This is a genomic window from Myxococcus faecalis, from assembly GCF_050039385.1.
GTDB classification, from domain to species: Bacteria; Myxococcota; Myxococcia; order Myxococcales; family Myxococcaceae; genus Myxococcus; species Myxococcus fulvus.
Genome location: NZ_CP144336.1, coordinates 6,812,476 through 6,826,634, shown reverse-complemented (window position 1 = coordinate 6,826,634; position 14,159 = coordinate 6,812,476). Strand labels below are relative to the sequence as shown.

Genomic DNA, 14,159 nt, shown 5'->3' with positions numbered 1-14,159 from the left:
TTACATCATGTCAAGTGAACCGCCGGAGACCCGGACCCGCATCCTCGCGGCCGCGCTGCACCTGTTGGAGACACGCCAGGGGCAGGCCGTCCGGATGAGCGACATCGCGAAGAAGGCCGGCGTCAGCCGTCAGGCCGTCTATCTGCACTTCAACACCCGGGCCGCCCTGCTCATCGCCACCACGCTCTACCTGGACGAGCTCAAGGACGTGCGCACGCGCCTGGTCCCCAGCCGCACCGCGAAGAGCGGCGCGGAGCGCCTGGACGCATACGTCGGCGCCTGGGCCGACTACATCCCCGAGATTCGCGGCGTGGCCAAGGCGCTGATGGCCATGGCCGACACCGACGAAGAGGCCGCCGAGGCCTGGAAGAAGCGCATGGAGGACATGCGCGAAGGCTGCGCCGCCGCCATCGAAGCCCTGCGCACCGACCACACCCTCTCCCCCGACTACACACCGCGCGAGGCCACCGACCTGCTCTGGACGCTCCTGTCCGTGCGCAACTGGGAACACCTCACCCTGGAGCGCGGCTACTCCCAGCCTCGCTACAAGGACCTGCTGCTGCGCACCGCGCGCCGGCTCTTCGTCCGCGCCCCGCGCTCGACTTCATGAGCGTGCGCCAGCCGCTGCGCACCGTGCAGTCCCCTGCACACGTCCCACCCCCTGCCTCCGCTGCAACTTCCTCCAGGTCCGTGCGTTGCAACTCCAGCACGCCATGAACCCACGCCTCCTCTGCGCCCTCCTCGTCCTCCTCCCCTTCGCGTCGCAGGCCCAGGTCTCCTTCCCCAAGAACGAGACCTGGCTCACCGTCGGCCCCCTCGTCAGCATCGACGACCTCACGGGCAAGCCCCGCTACGGGCTGGGGCTGGAGTCCACCCTCAACTGGGTCCATGAAGTCCAGAGCCTGGGCGCCTTCGCCCAGGCCCAGTGGATGACCCAGGGGGAGGCCCGCCTCGCCGGCGGCATCCAGGGCACCCTGCTCTTCGCGGGCCTGGAGCTGGGCGCCTACCACCTCACCGGAACCGAGGACCACCTGCCCACCACGGGCCTGCAGCTCACCCCCTTCCTCACGGGCATCTACGGCTCGCTGGGCGTGCGCATCAGCCTGCCCCTGAGCGACAAGGGCGGCGCGCTCGGCCCGGACGGCGTCCCCGGCCGCGTCCGACAGGGCCGCGAGGTGGGACTCGTCCTGACAGGCAAGCTCCCCTTCCTCCTGGGCGGCACGAGCACCTACGAGCCGTCCTATCCCTGGAACTAGGAGCGCATCCCTCCTCGGGCCCCCTTCCCTCCCTCGCTCCGGGTGCTATCAAGCACCCACCATGCCTGAGTCAGCGCCCCCCGCCCTGTTCGACGCCGTACCCGCGGAGATGGACTTCCCGGCCGAGGAACGCCGCATCCTCGCCTTCTGGAAGGACCGTCGCATCTTCGAGCGCTCGCTCGAGGCGCGCGAAGGGGCCAAGAGCTTCGTCTTCTACGAGGGCCCGCCCACCGCCAACGGCCTGCCCCACAACGGCCACGTCCTCACCCGCGTCATCAAGGACCTGTTCCCCCGCTACCAGACGATGCGCGGCCACTACGTGCCTCGCAAGGCGGGCTGGGACACCCACGGCCTGCCCGTGGAGGTGGAGGTGGAGAAGGAGCTGCGCATCCACGGCAAGGCGGAAATCGAGCGCTATGGCGTGGAGCCCTTCACCGAGCGCTGCATCGAGTCCGTCTTCCGCTACACCTCCGAGTGGGAGCGGCTCACCGAGCGCATCGGCTTCTGGGTGGACCTGAACCAGGCCTATGTCACCTACCACCGCCCCTTCGTGGAGAGCGTCTGGTGGGCGCTGGCGGAGCTGCACCAGAAGGGCCTGTTGTACCAGGGCCACAAGGTGGTCTGGTGGTGGCCGCAGGGTGGCACCGCGCTGAGCTCGGCCGAGGTGGGCCTGGGCTACAAGACGGTGGACGACCCGAGCGTCTACGTCGCCTTCCCGCTGCGCGACGCGCCGGACACCTCGCTGCTCGTCTGGACGACCACGCCCTGGACGCTGCCGTCCAACATGTACGCGGCCGTCAACGCGGGCGTCGACTACGTCACCGTGGACGCGGGCGACCGCAAGCTCATCGTCGCCGCCGCGCTGCGCGAGGAGCTGGCCAAGAAGCTCAAGAAGGACCTGCCTGTCCTCGACACGCAGCCGGGCCGCGCGCTGGTGGGCCAGCGCTACCTGCCGCCCTTCGACGTGTACTTCTCCAAGGAGGGGGACACGCGGCTGGCGCTGCGAGACGGCGGCGACGACGTGCGCGCCTGGCGCGTGCTGGCCGCCGACTTCGTCACGCTGTCGAGCGGCACGGGCATCGTCCACATCGCCCCGGCCTTCGGCGAGGACGACTACGACGCCTTCCGCAAGGACCGCGAGCGCTTCGCCCAGCCGCACGCGATGGAGCTGTTCTGCGCGGTGAAGCCGGACGGCACGTTCTCCGAGGACGTGCCGCTCGTCACCGGCAAGTTCGTGAAGGACGCGGACAAGGACATCCAGCGCAACCTCAAGGAGCGGGGCCTGTTGCTCGTCACCGAGCAGTACAAGCACGAGTACCCGTTCTGCTGGCGCGCGGACGACGACCCGCTCATCCAGTTCGCCCGCCCCGCCTGGTACATCCGCACCACGGCGGTGAAGGACCGCGCCATCGCCAACAACCGCGCCGTCAACTGGGTGCCCGAGCACATCAAGGAAGGCCGCTTCGGCGACTTCCTGGCCAACAACGTCGACTGGGCCCTGTCGCGCGAGCGCTACTGGGGCACGCCGCTGCCTTTGTGGGTCCACTCGGAGACGGGCGAGGTGGAGGCGGTGCCCTCGCTCGAGGCGCTGCGCCAGAAGCCCGGCAGCAACCTGGGCGCCGTGGAGTCGGAGCTCGCCGCGTTCCTCAAGGGCAAGCCGCACGAGGCCAACGCGCGCCACCTCATCGTCCACAAGCCCTGGATTGACAAGGTGACGTACGAGAAGCCGGGCACCCCGGGCCGCTTCGTGCGCGTGCCCGAGGTGGTGGACGTGTGGTTCGACTCGGGCTGCATGCCCTTCGCGCAGTGGGGCTTCCCGCATGCGGAGGGCTCGCACGCCCTCTTCAACCGCGCCTTCCCGGCGGACTTCATCTCCGAGGCCATCGACCAGACGCGCGGGTGGTTCTACTCCCTGCTCATGGTGAGCACGCTGGTCTTCGACGAGGAGACGCAGGCGCGCCTGGGCCTCGTGCCCCAGCGGGAGTGGCCGCACCCGTACAAGAGCTGCATCGTGCTGGGGCACGTCTCCGACAAGGAGGGCCGCAAGGAGTCCAAGTCCAAGGGCAACTACACGCCGCCCGAAATCATCCTCGACGAAGTGCGCATGGACTTCGCGGTGCTCACCGCCGCCGAGGCGGGCATGCCGGGTGAGCCGGGCGTGGCGCTCATCGCGCGCGAGGACCTGGAGGGCCTGGACCTGGTGGAGGGCGCCAAGGTGCAGGTGTTCCGCCCGGACCGGCCGGACGTCTTTGTCACCGTGACGGTGAAGGCGCACAAGAAGCTCAAGCGCCGCGTGGTGCTGCTCGGGCCCGCGGAGCACGAGAAGCTGGGCGTGGCGCCGTCCGCCAAGGGCGCGGGCGTGATGCCGGTGGAGGTGCCCAGGCTCGCGGCCTCCGAGCGCGTCACCGTGAAGGACCCCAACGCCAAGGCCCCCGGCGCGGACGCGTTCCGCTGGTTCTTCTACGCGGCGAGCCCCACGTGGTCCAACACGCGCCACTCGCTGGCGAACGTGCGGCTGTTGCAGAAGGACTTTCAAATCAAGCTGCGCAACGTCTACTCGTTCTTCACCATCTACTCGAACATCGACGGCTTCAACCCGGCGAAGGGCAACCCGGACGCCAAGGCGGCGCCGTGGGAGGCGGTGAAGCAGAGCCAGGGCTGGCGCGAGGTGAAGCAGCGCCCGCTCCTGGACCGGTGGATCCTCTCCGAGGTGCAGCTGGCGCTGCGCGACGTGGAGAAGGCGCTGGACACCTATCAGGTGTACGACGCGGCCCAGCGGCTGGTGGCGCTGGTGGACGGCCTGTCCAACTGGTTCCTGCGCCGCAGCCGGGACCGGTACTGGACGGCCGGCCTGGAGCAGGACAAGCAGGACGCTTACTTCACGCTGTACGAGGCGCTGACCACCATCGCCGCCATCTCCGCGCCGTTCATCCCGTTCTTCGCCGACGAGATGTGGGGCAACCTGGTGCGCAAGCCCTGGCCCGCGACGCAGCCGGAGAGCGTGCACCTGGCGGACTTCCCCAAGGCGGACGCGAGCCTCATCGACGCGGAGCTGGCCGCGGACATGGCGGCGGTGCGCGAGCTGGTGTCGCCGGGCCTCAAGGTGCGCACGGACAACAAGCTCAAGGTGCGCCAGCCGCTGGCGCGCGCGGACATCATCCTCGCGCGCAAGGAGCTGACGGAGCGGCTGGCCGCGTACAAGGACTTGCTCGCGGACGAGCTGAACGTGCACGAGGTGCGCTTCGTGGAGCCGGGCAGCCCGGACGCGGACGTGGTGCGCTTCCGGGTGCGGCCGAACCTGCGCGCGGTGGGCGGGCGGCTCGGGCCCAAGCTGGCGCCGGTGCGCAAGGCGTTCGACACGGGCGACGGGCGCGCGCTGCACCGCGAGCTGCTCCAGACGGGGCAGGTGGCGCTGGAGCTGGGCGGCGAGAAGCTGGTGTTCACCGGCGAGGAGCTGGAGACGCTCGTGGAGGCCAACCCCGGCTTCGCGGCGGCGGGCACCGGCGCGGGCGTGGTGGTGCTCCACACGCAGCTCACCGAGGCGCTCGTCGACGAGGGGCTCGTGCGCGAGCTGCTCGCGCGGGTGCAGGGGGCTCGCAAGGATTTGGAGCTGGGCTACACGGACACCATCCAGCTCTGGGTGGACGGTGATGCGCGCGTGAAGCGCGTGACGGACGAGGGCCGCGCGTTGATTGCGCGGGAGACGCTCGCCTCCGCCATCCACGTGGGGCCCGAGGGCTTCACCGGGCAGGAGGAGGAGGTCAGCCTCAACGGCCTGCCGGCCCGCCTGCGCGTCCAGCGCGGCTGAGCCTCACCGGCCCGCGTGCTCGACACGCGGGCCGCGCCCCGGGGTGCGCTATTTCGCGCGAGCGCGCGGGCGCCAGGCACGCCCCGGGCCCACCCTCACGAAGCTCGCGGGTTCAGCGACACCCGGCCCTGGCGCGAGGGCAGGAGCAACATCCGCGCGAAGCGCGCATGGCTCCGCCGGCCCCACATCGCGGCGCGAGAGCAAGGCCGACACCGGCGCGAAGCCCTTGTGAACCGGCGACGCCCTCGCGAGCCCGCGCAGCCTCAACGCACCAGCAGGAACAGGAAGACGCCCAGGAACACCAGCAGCAGGAAGCCCACGTGGCTCAGCCGGCTCAGCCCCTCCTCCCCGCGACCCACCGCGCGGAGGAAGAGGTCCCGCATCCGCTCGAACCCGCGCAGCGTGCGCACCGTCAACTCACTCGGCTTCGAGTCCTCGCGCTCCGCCCCTCGCGTCAAGAGTCGCCACCCGGGGAGCACCCGCCGCGACAAGGGCCACAGCACGTCCCCCGCCGGTATCTCCGGCACGCTCCGGCCCATGCGCCACGCCACGACGCTCACGGCCACACCCAGCGCCACGGGCCAGGCCGCGGACAGCAGATTCTTCGGCTCCAGGAGCTTGGGCAGGAACTCCGAGCCCACCGGCGGCCCTACCAGCAGCACCGTGTCCACGACGAGCAGCAGCACCCATGACAACCACATCCCTCCGGTGGCGCGAGTCCCCTGCTCGGGCGCATCGGGGAGCACCGTCACCAGGAAGCGCGCCATGATGAGCGTGCTGCCCACCGCCGCCAGCGACAACAGCGTCGGCACCACCTCCGGCGCGTGCGCCACCGCCTCCGCCGACTTCAACGACAACTTCGCCAACGCCCCGCTCGTCAGCGGCGCTCCGGCGATCTCCAGCCCGGCCCACACCAGCCCCACCCACACCACCACCGCGCGCCAGCCCCGGCGCCCCGTCTCGTGCACCAGCCCCGCGCCCAGGAACAACAACCCCTTCGCCAGGGAGTGGTGCGTCGCATACACGAGCACCGCGCCCACCAACACCGGCGCCGCCTCCGGTGCGCCCAACGCGAGCCCCACCGCGAGCGTCAAGAACCCCATCTGGCTGATGCTCGAATAGGCGAGCACCGTCTTCGCCTCCCTCTGCGTCAGCCCCACCAGCACGCCGTAGAAGCTCGCCGCCAGGCCCAGGACCACGAGCACCTGCCCCACCTGGGGCACGCTCGCCTCGCCCAGCGGCAGGAAGCGCAGCCAGCCCAGCACGCCCACCTTGATGATGGTGCCGCTGAGCACCGCGCTGCCCGGCGCGGGCGCCACCGGATGCGCCAGGGGCAGCCACATGTGCAAGAGCAGCACGCCCACCTTCACGCCGAAGCCCGCGAGAATCAGGACGCAGATGAGCGCGCGCTCGGGCGACTGCGCCACCACGCGCGGCACCTCGTCGAACGTCAGGTTGATGCGCGTGCCCGCGATGAGGAAGAAGGCCGCGAGCAGCAGCACCTCGCCCACCAACGCCATGATGATGTACACGCGCCCCGCCCGCGCCGCGCGCTCGTCCCGCGAATGGACCACGAGCCCATACGCGCAGAAGGTCATCATCGCGAAGAACAGGTAGAAGCTCGCCATGTCCCGCGCGAGCACCGCGCCCACGTTCCCCACCAGCGTCGCCAGGTAGAAGCCCCAGAACGAGGCCTTCCGCCCGTCCTCGCGCAGATACCCTCGCGCGAAGAGCCCGGAGAACAGCCACAACACGCCGGTGAAGAGCAGGTACGTCCGTGTCACCTCGTCCGGCGCGTACAGCCGCATGCCCAACAGCACGTGCGGCCAATACACCGTCGCCCCGGCGCTCAAGCCCAGCACCACCGTCGGCAGCGCCGCCCACGGCGCCAGCAGGGCGCCCCCCTTGCGCGTCGCCGGCAGCATCACCGCCACCGTGAGCAAGAGCGGCACGCCCAACGTCGCCATGACCAGCAGCGTGGGTACCTCCTCCCAGCAGCTCATGGCCGGAACTCCCGGTCCGTGATGAGCCGCGTCCAGCCCAGGGGACTGAGCTCCGCGCCCGCGAACAGCCCGGCGGCCACCGACAGCGCCGCCGTCACCACCGTCGGGAACAGCAGCGCCCAGCCAATCTCCCACCCGTGGGGACGCGTGCTCGGCGTCCAGTCCTCACGCGGCGCCTGGAACCACGCCGAGTAGACGATGGGCAGGAAGTAGCCCGCGTTGAGCAGGCTGCTCAAGAGCAGCACCACCACCAGCCACGACTCGTCCGCCTCCAGCGCGCCGATGCCCAGGTACCACTTGGTGATGAAGCCCGCGACGGGCGGAATCCCAATCATCCCCAGCGCGGCGATGGTGAAGGCCGCCGTCGTCAGCGGCATCCGCCGCCCCACCCCACGCAGCTCCTTCACCCGGTGCAGGTGCAGCTCCTCCGCGTAGTTCCCCGCGCAGAAGAACAGGGTGATTTTCATCACCCCCTGATGCACCAGGTGCACCAGCCCTCCAATCGTCGACACCGTGCCGAAGATGGAGATGCCCGCCACGATGTACGCCACCTGGCTCACCGTCGAGTAGGCCAGCCGCTTCTTCAAGTCCCCCTGCTGGAGCGCCTTCAGCGAACCGTAGAGGATGGTGATGGCCGCGACGACGGCCAACGGACGGGTCACCCCCAGGTCGTGCACCAGGTAGACGCCATACACGTCGTAGATGACGCGGGTGATGCCGAACGCCCCCGCCTTCACCACCGCGACAGCGTGGAGCAGCGCGCTCACCGGGGCGGGCGCCACCATCGCCACCGGCAGCCAGCCATGGAACGGCACCAGCGCCGCCTTCACCGCGAGCCCGCCGATGAGCAGCGCGAAGGCCACCGTCAACTCCGCGCGGTGGCCCGCCACGGCCGACAGCGCCCCCCGCTCGGTGAACTCCACCGAGCCCGCCAGCGTATAGAGCAGCACCACGCCCGCCAGGAGCAGCGTGGCGCCGCTGAGCGTGTAGCGCAGGTACACGTTGCCCGCGCGCAGCGCCTCCTTCGTCCCGCGGTGGATGACCAGCGGGTACGTGGACAGCGTGAGCATCTCGTAGAAGAGGAAGAACGTCAGGAGGTTGCCCGCCAGGGCGATGCCCATGGTCGAGGCGACGCACAGCGAGAAGAAGCCGAAGAAGCGGCTGCGGTGCCCGGTGCCCTCCAGGTAGCCCACCGCGTAGATGGTGGTCACGAACCACAGCACCGCGGACAGCGTGATGAAGAGCAGGCTGAACGAGTCCGCCCTGAGCACCAGGTCCGCGTTGGGGAAGAAGGTCACGCGCGACTCGTACTGACGCCCCTGGAACACGCCCCAGGCCATGGCCGCCGTGAGCAGCAGCTTCGTCGCCGCGGCCGTCAGGTTGAGCACCGTGCGCGTGCGCCGCGCCTCCTCGGAGAGCAGGAAGATGATGAGCCCCGGCAACAGCGAGCTCAAGAGCACGCACATGGGCAGCCAGGTGTTCATCGCGCCGCCCCCACCGCCAGCAGCCCCAACGGGAACCAGGGCACCAGCCCCAGCACCAGCGCGATGAGCGCCAGCGCGAACGGCGCCAGCTCGTTGCCCAGCGGGATGGCGCGCACCGTGACGCCCTCGGGCAGCGGCAGGAACGAGCCCCGGAGGATGCGGAAGACGTACGCCGCCGCCTGGAGGCTGCCCACCAGCAGCACCACGCCCCACCACCACTGGCCCGTGGAGATGGACGCGTTGAGCAGCAGCCACTTCGCGATGAAGCCCCCGCTCGGGGGAATGCCAATCAGGCTGATGCCTCCCAGGCCGAGCGCCAGGAAGGTGAACGGCATCCGCCCCGCCAGCCCCTGCACTCCGCCCAGCGTGGTGATGCCCACCGCCTGGTGGATGTTGCCCACCGCCACGAACATGGAGGCCTTGGCCGCCGCGTGCGAGACGACCAGGTAGATGGCCCCCGCCCTCGCGTCCTCCGTCGCCATGGGGAAGACGAGGAACAGGTAGCCGATCTGCGCGACGCTCGAGTACGCGACCACGCGCTTGAGCTGCGACTGGAGCAGCGCCAGCAACGAGCCCCAGATGACGGCGGCCGCGCCCAGGGCCCCGAGCAACTGCGCCACCTGGGCGTCCATCACCGGCGCGAAGACCTCCATCCACAGCCGGAACAGCACGTAGTAGGAGCCCTTGGAGATGAGCGCGGACAACAGCGCCGTCACCGGCGTGGGCGCGCCCGCGTACGTCGGCGGCAGCCACACGTGCAGCGGGAACAGCGGCGTCTTGAGGCACAGCCCCACCGTGACCAGCGCCGCCGCCACCCACGTCACCGGCCCGGGCTGGACGCGCTCGGCGAGCAGCCCCACGTCCAGCGCCGCATAGGCCCCATACAGCAGCGCGATGCCCAGCAGGTAGCAGAGCGAGCCCGGCAGCGCGAAGAGCAGGTAGCGCAGCCCTCCGTCCAGCCCCGGCGAATCCCGCCGCACCGCGATGAGCGCCACGGCGCCCAGCGTGGTCAGCTCCAGCGTGACGTAGAGGTTGAAGGCGTCCGCCGACAGCACCAGCGCGTTGAGCGCGCACCAGACCAGCAGCCACAGCGGCAGGAACTCCCGGTCCTCCCGGTCCGGCAGGTGGTCCAGCGCGTGGACGCTGGTGAGCGAGCCCACCAGGGCGATGGTGAGCATCATCAGCACGGCGAGCCCGTCCGCCCGCCACTCGATGCCCAGCGGCACGCCCCAGCCGCCGATGCTCTGGCGCAGCACACCCCGGTGCGCCACCTCCCACGCCAGCACGGCGGACGCGCTGAGCGTGGCCACCGACGTCACGCCCGAGATGAGGCGCACCGCGGGCCGTCCCACCAGCAGCGCCAGCACCGCGCCCAGCAGAGGGATGACGACGGGCCACGCCATCAAGGCCGAGGCTCCCGTCATGAGAGCTCCCCATCGGAGACGGGCTCCCGCTCCGGGGTGTGGGACTGCTCGGCCTGCAGCCGCGCCATGCGCCGCGCCAGCGCCACCGCGAGCGCCGTGGCGCTCACCGACACCACGATGCCCGTGAGCACCAGCGCGTGCGGCACCGGGTCCGGCACGCCCGTGGGCACCCGCCGCGCGAGCGCCACCAGCACCAGCAGCACGCCGGAGCCCGCGATGTTCGCCGCGAGGATGCGCTTCACCACGTGCTGATGGGAGAAGAGCCCCACCAACCCCACGCTGAACATCGCCACGCCCGAAAGCGCATAGACGACCCACGGGCTCACGGCGTCTCCTCCGGCAGCGCCCGGGGCGGCCGCGTCCCGGGGAAGAACATCAACAGCACCATGGCGATGGAGACCGTCAGCGCCGCCTCCACGACGAAGATGAGCGTGCCCGCGTACTTCTGGGGGTACTCGAGCAGCCGCCCTCCGGAGACGAGCGGCGCCACCGCCACCAGGATGAACATCAACGGCCCGGTGAGCAGCGCCCAGCGCACCCGGGGGGACGACATGCGCGGCGTGCCCATGCGCGCGGTGAGGATGGCCACCACCCCGCCGCCCGCGAGGATGGCGCCCGCCTGGAAGGCTCCGCCCGGACCGTGGTCGCCCACCCAGACCAGGTAGCCCGCCACCAGCAGCAGCGCGGGCGTCATCATCCGGAACAGCTCCCCCGTCAGCGGGTCCTCCATCGCCTCCTTGTCCGGCCGCTCGCTGCGCGGGTTCACCGCGCGCGCGCCCAGCGCGGCCACCAGCAGCACCGCGATTTCCAGCAGCGTGTCGTAGCCCCGGAAGTTCAAGAGCACCGCGGTGACGGGGTGCTCCACGCCGCTGTCCCCCTGGCGCGCGGCGATGAGCGGCCCCAGGCCCCGGCTGTCGGCGGGCAGCGCGAGCACCGCCCAGCCCAGCGGCGCCGCCAGCGCCACCGTGCACAACAGCGCCCAGGGCCTGCGCCGCGCGCGGGCGCGCACGTCCGAGGAGTCCTCCTCCGTCCAGCTCAGCGTGTGCATCAGCAGCGCGCCCGTCAGGCCCGTGCCCACCGCGGCCTCCACCAGCGCGATGTCCGGAGCGTCCAGCCGCGCCCAGCCCAGCGCGGAGAACAGGCCGAAGGCCACGAAGAGCACCACCGCCTGCGACAGCGCCTCCGTCCTCAGCACCAGCCAGGCCAGGAGGGGCAGACAGATGGCGAGGCTCGCGTCGAGCAGCCCGTCCATCATGACTCCCGCCGTCCAGTCCAGGCGGGCGTGCCCCGCCGCAGCGCCGCGCGGGCGATGAGCTGACACGTGAAGGCGCTGGCGACGAGGACGAACAGCCAGACCAGGAACAGCTTGAGCGCCGTGGCCCACGAGCCCGACTGGAGCGCCAGGCCCACCACCACCAGGCCCAGCCCCAGGTTGTCCACCTTGGTGAGCGCGTGCAGCCGGCAGTACACGTCCGGGAAGCGCAGCACGCCCACCGTGCCCGCCAGACAGAAGCCCGCGCCCGCGAGCATGAACGCCGAAGAGACACCGTCGAGGAGGGTCATCGGCGCGGCTCCTCGCCGCGAGCGCGCGCGTCCTCCGCGTCGCTGCCCACCGCGAAGCGCACGAAGGCCACCACCGTGACGGGCGCGAGCAACGCGAAGATGAGGGCCACGTCCCGCAGGGGAGCGCTCCCCTCGTTCCCGGCGAGCAGCACCAGCACGCCCACGCCCGTGGTGCCGAAAAGCTGCGCCACGATGAAGCGGTCCGTCAGCGTGGGCCCACGAACGACGCGCACCATGCCGGCCAGGATGTTCAGGAGCAGGAAGAGGGCCAGGCCCGTGCGCAACTCATGCATGGGCGCCCTCCCGCGGCGGAGCGGACGCGTCCAGGCCGAACAGGCGGCGCACGCGGCGCTCCAGGTCCTCCAGCTCCTCATGGATGCCCTGCCCCCGGTCCACGAGCGCGTGCACCACCAGCTCCTCGCCCTCCACGTCCGCGTTCAGCGTGCCGGGCATCAGGCTGAGGGTGATGCGGAACAGCGTCTGGGGCGCGCCCTCGGGCAGGCGCATCGGGTAGCGGACGAAGACGGGGGAGATGGGCAGGCTGGGCGAGAGGGCTCGCTTCGCCACGTCGAAGCCGCCGTGCACCGAGCCCTTCAGGAAGAAGAGCGCGAAGCCCGCCACGCCCAGGAGCGTCCACGCGTGGCGACGCGGCGGACTCAACACGAAGCTCACCCCGGACACGACGCCCACCACCACCAGGCCGAACGTCAGGCTGCTCGGGTCGCCGTCACACAGCGCCCACCACGTCAGCGCCAGGAAGACCACGCGCGCCACCGCGCTCTTCCAGGCCCCCACGTCCAGCCGAGGCGTCCGACTCCGGCCCTCCTCCGCGCTCGCGCGCGCGTCTCCAGTATCCACGTGGTCCACGCGTCGGACCCTAGGCCAGCCACCCCGCACGCGGCGGACGGAGTCCCTCGTCACGTTCGTCATCGGACGCTTGGTGGACGCAGTGGCGCATAACCGACGAAGCCCGGAGGCTCCAGGGACGCGCTCGGGGCCTGTCGATTCCAGACATGCGCGGAGGCGCTCTGTCCGGGGCCCGCAAGCAGCTCGCCCTGCGGGGCATCGCCCTCGAGGACTGTCCGTCGGTTCAATGGGCAACGGAACCTCGGCGCCGCAAGTTCGTCGTCCCCAGCCCCCTCGATGAGGAGCGTCGCCGATGACGAAGCCCCAGGTCCTGCCCGAGCCCTTCCGCATCAAGATGGTCGAGCCGCTCGCCCTGCCCTCGCGCGACACCCGCGAGACGGCCCTGCGCGCCAGCCACTACAACATGTTCCAGCTCAAGAGCCGGGACGTGTATCTGGACCTGCTGACGGACTCCGGCACCGGCGCCATGAGCAAGGCGCAGTGGGCCGCGCTGATGAACGGCGACGAGTCCTACGCGGGCGCGGACAGCTTCTACACGTTGAAGAAGACCCTCCAGGAGCTGCTCGGCTTCGACCACTTCCTGCCCATGCACCAGGGGCGCGCCGCGGAGCACGTGGTCTTCAGCTCGCTGGCCCGCGAAGGGGACCTCATCCCCATGAACATGCCGTTCGACACCACGCGGGCCCACATCTTCCAGGCCCGGGCCCAGCCGCTCAGCTGCGTGGTGGAAGAGGCCTACCAGCCGGAGGTGGACGCCCCCTTCAAGGGCAACGTCGACCTGAGCAAGCTGGAGGCGGCCCTCGCGCAGCATCCGCACTCGCGGCGCATTCCGCTCGTCATGGTGACGGTCACCAACAACTCCGGCGGTGGCCAGCCCGTCAGCCTGGAGAACCTGCGGGCCTGCGCGCGGCTGACCCGCGCACGCGGCATCCCCCTGTTCCTGGACGCCGCGCGCATGGCGGAGAACGCGTACTTCATCCAGCAGCGCGAGGCGTCCTGTCGGAACCTCACGTGCGCGCAAATCCTCCGCCGGATGATGGACTGCGCGGACGCCATCACCGTGAGCTGCAAGAAGGACCCGCTGGTGAACATCGGCGGCCTGGTGGCCATGCGAACCGAGGCCCTCTACTACCAGCTGGCGCCCCGGACCATCCTGCACGAGGGCTACCTCAGCTATGGCGGGCTCGCGGGGAGGGACCTGGAGGCCCTGGCGAGAGGGCTGCGCGAGATGGTCGACGAGGAGTACCTGGCCCACCGCGTCTCCCAGGTGCGCTACCTGGGGGACCTGCTCACCGAGGCGGGGGTGCCCATCCTGCGCCCGGTGGGCGGACACGCGGTCTTCATCGACGCCGGCGCGTTCCTGCCGCACATCCCCCAGCGGTGCTACCCGGCGGACGTGCTCAGCGTGGAGCTGTATCGCGAGGGCGCCATCCGTGGCGTGGGGCTCGGCGCGCTGGCGTTCGAGGACACCGACCCGGTCACCGGCAGGAAGAAGCTCCCGCGCCTGGAGCTGTTCCGGCTCGCCATCCCGAGGCGGGCCTACACGAACCACCACATGGCCTACGTGGCGAAGTGCGTGGCCGCCGTGCATCAGCGCCGCGCCTCCATCCGCCACGGCCTGAAGCTGGTCCAGGACTCGCCCGTGCCGGGGCTGTCGCACTTCGTCGCGAGGCCGGAGCCCACGCCGCTCTGAGACACCCTCCCCCATCCGGGGGAGTCGGGCGCGCCTCGGCTTGGGGTGGGGCGCGACCGTG

At 70.9% G+C, this 14,159-nt stretch carries 12 protein-coding genes; 4 read left to right on the top strand and 8 right to left on the bottom strand.

Annotated elements, in window-relative coordinates:
• Positions 1 to 7: 7 nt before the first annotated feature.
• From VZQ01_RS27425 to ileS, 3 genes are all read left to right on the top strand, one after another.
• Positions 8 to 610 carry a TetR/AcrR family transcriptional regulator gene (locus tag VZQ01_RS27425; RefSeq protein ID WP_267699575.1) on the top strand — a complete coding sequence of 201 codons (603 nt, stop codon included), beginning with the start codon at positions 8 to 10 and terminating at the stop codon, positions 608 to 610.
• 103 nt (positions 611 to 713) lie between these two features.
• Positions 714 to 1,256: a hypothetical protein gene (locus VZQ01_RS27420; protein ID WP_223751372.1), complete on the top strand. Its 543-nt coding sequence runs from the start codon at positions 714 to 716 to the stop codon at positions 1,254 to 1,256.
• A 61-nt stretch (positions 1,257 to 1,317) separates the two neighbouring features.
• Entirely contained in the window at positions 1,318 to 5,064 is a 3,747-nt protein-coding gene (gene ileS, locus VZQ01_RS27415) for an isoleucine--tRNA ligase (protein WP_426745114.1), read from the top strand.
• A 263-nt stretch (positions 5,065 to 5,327) separates the two neighbouring features.
• Here ileS and VZQ01_RS27410 read toward each other — a convergent pair whose 3' ends face one another.
• From VZQ01_RS27410 to VZQ01_RS27375, 8 genes are read right to left on the bottom strand one after another with little or no spacing between them, the layout of a single operon-like run.
• Positions 5,328 to 7,067 carry a complex I subunit 5 family protein gene (locus VZQ01_RS27410; RefSeq protein ID WP_426745113.1) on the bottom strand — a complete coding sequence of 580 codons (1,740 nt, stop codon included), beginning with the start codon at positions 7,065 to 7,067 and terminating at the stop codon, positions 5,328 to 5,330.
• Positions 7,064 to 8,551: a proton-conducting transporter transmembrane domain-containing protein gene (locus VZQ01_RS27405; RefSeq protein ID WP_408889238.1), complete on the bottom strand. Its 1,488-nt coding sequence runs from the start codon at positions 8,549 to 8,551 to the stop codon at positions 7,064 to 7,066. The genes VZQ01_RS27410 and VZQ01_RS27405 overlap by 4 nt, the downstream gene beginning before the upstream one ends.
• A complete protein-coding gene (locus VZQ01_RS27400) occupies positions 8,548 to 9,975 on the bottom strand; it encodes a complex I subunit 5 family protein (protein ID WP_426745112.1) in 1,428 nt (475 codons plus the stop codon). Before VZQ01_RS27400 ends, VZQ01_RS27405 begins: the two co-directional genes overlap by 4 nt.
• Entirely contained in the window at positions 9,972 to 10,301 is a 330-nt protein-coding gene (locus VZQ01_RS27395) for an NADH-quinone oxidoreductase subunit K (RefSeq protein ID WP_426745111.1), read from the bottom strand. The genes VZQ01_RS27400 and VZQ01_RS27395 overlap by 4 nt, the downstream gene beginning before the upstream one ends.
• Complete coding sequence (gene mbhE, locus VZQ01_RS27390; RefSeq protein WP_223751366.1) at positions 10,298 to 11,230, bottom strand: hydrogen gas-evolving membrane-bound hydrogenase subunit E; 933 nt, start codon at positions 11,228 to 11,230, stop codon at positions 10,298 to 10,300. The genes VZQ01_RS27395 and mbhE overlap by 4 nt, the downstream gene beginning before the upstream one ends.
• Positions 11,227 to 11,538, bottom strand: coding sequence for a monovalent cation/H(+) antiporter subunit G (gene mnhG, locus VZQ01_RS27385; protein ID WP_223751365.1), 312 nt, complete (start codon positions 11,536 to 11,538; stop codon positions 11,227 to 11,229). Before mnhG ends, mbhE begins: the two co-directional genes overlap by 4 nt.
• Positions 11,535 to 11,831, bottom strand: coding sequence for an MrpF/PhaF family protein (locus tag VZQ01_RS27380; RefSeq protein WP_223751364.1), 297 nt, complete (start codon positions 11,829 to 11,831; stop codon positions 11,535 to 11,537). Before VZQ01_RS27380 ends, mnhG begins: the two co-directional genes overlap by 4 nt.
• Positions 11,824 to 12,396 carry a Na+/H+ antiporter subunit E gene (locus VZQ01_RS27375; RefSeq protein WP_194869425.1) on the bottom strand — a complete coding sequence of 191 codons (573 nt, stop codon included), beginning with the start codon at positions 12,394 to 12,396 and terminating at the stop codon, positions 11,824 to 11,826. The genes VZQ01_RS27380 and VZQ01_RS27375 overlap by 8 nt, the downstream gene beginning before the upstream one ends.
• Before the next feature lie 301 nt (positions 12,397 to 12,697).
• Between VZQ01_RS27375 and VZQ01_RS27370 the strand changes: the two genes are divergently transcribed.
• Positions 12,698 to 14,098: a tryptophanase gene (locus tag VZQ01_RS27370; RefSeq protein ID WP_426745110.1), complete on the top strand. Its 1,401-nt coding sequence runs from the start codon at positions 12,698 to 12,700 to the stop codon at positions 14,096 to 14,098.
• Positions 14,099 to 14,159: the final 61 nt, after the last annotated feature.

Coding starts and splice junctions, on each gene's coding strand:
- VZQ01_RS27425 (WP_267699575.1), top strand. CDS start 8: ATGTCAAGTGAACCGCCGGAGACCCGGACCCGCATCCTCGCGGCCGCG.
- VZQ01_RS27420 (WP_223751372.1), top strand. CDS start 714: ATGAACCCACGCCTCCTCTGCGCCCTCCTCGTCCTCCTCCCCTTCGCG.
- ileS (WP_426745114.1), top strand. CDS start 1,318: ATGCCTGAGTCAGCGCCCCCCGCCCTGTTCGACGCCGTACCCGCGGAG.
- VZQ01_RS27410 (WP_426745113.1), bottom strand. CDS start 7,067: ATGAGCTGCTGGGAGGAGGTACCCACGCTGCTGGTCATGGCGACGTTG.
- VZQ01_RS27405 (WP_408889238.1), bottom strand. CDS start 8,551: ATGAACACCTGGCTGCCCATGTGCGTGCTCTTGAGCTCGCTGTTGCCG.
- VZQ01_RS27400 (WP_426745112.1), bottom strand. CDS start 9,975: ATGACGGGAGCCTCGGCCTTGATGGCGTGGCCCGTCGTCATCCCTCTG.
- mbhE (WP_223751366.1), bottom strand. CDS start 11,230: ATGATGGACGGGCTGCTCGACGCGAGCCTCGCCATCTGTCTGCCCCTC.
- mnhG (WP_223751365.1), bottom strand. CDS start 11,538: ATGACCCTCCTCGACGGTGTCTCTTCGGCGTTCATGCTCGCGGGCGCG.
- VZQ01_RS27380 (WP_223751364.1), bottom strand. CDS start 11,831: ATGCATGAGTTGCGCACGGGCCTGGCCCTCTTCCTGCTCCTGAACATC.
- VZQ01_RS27370 (WP_426745110.1), top strand. CDS start 12,698: ATGACGAAGCCCCAGGTCCTGCCCGAGCCCTTCCGCATCAAGATGGTC.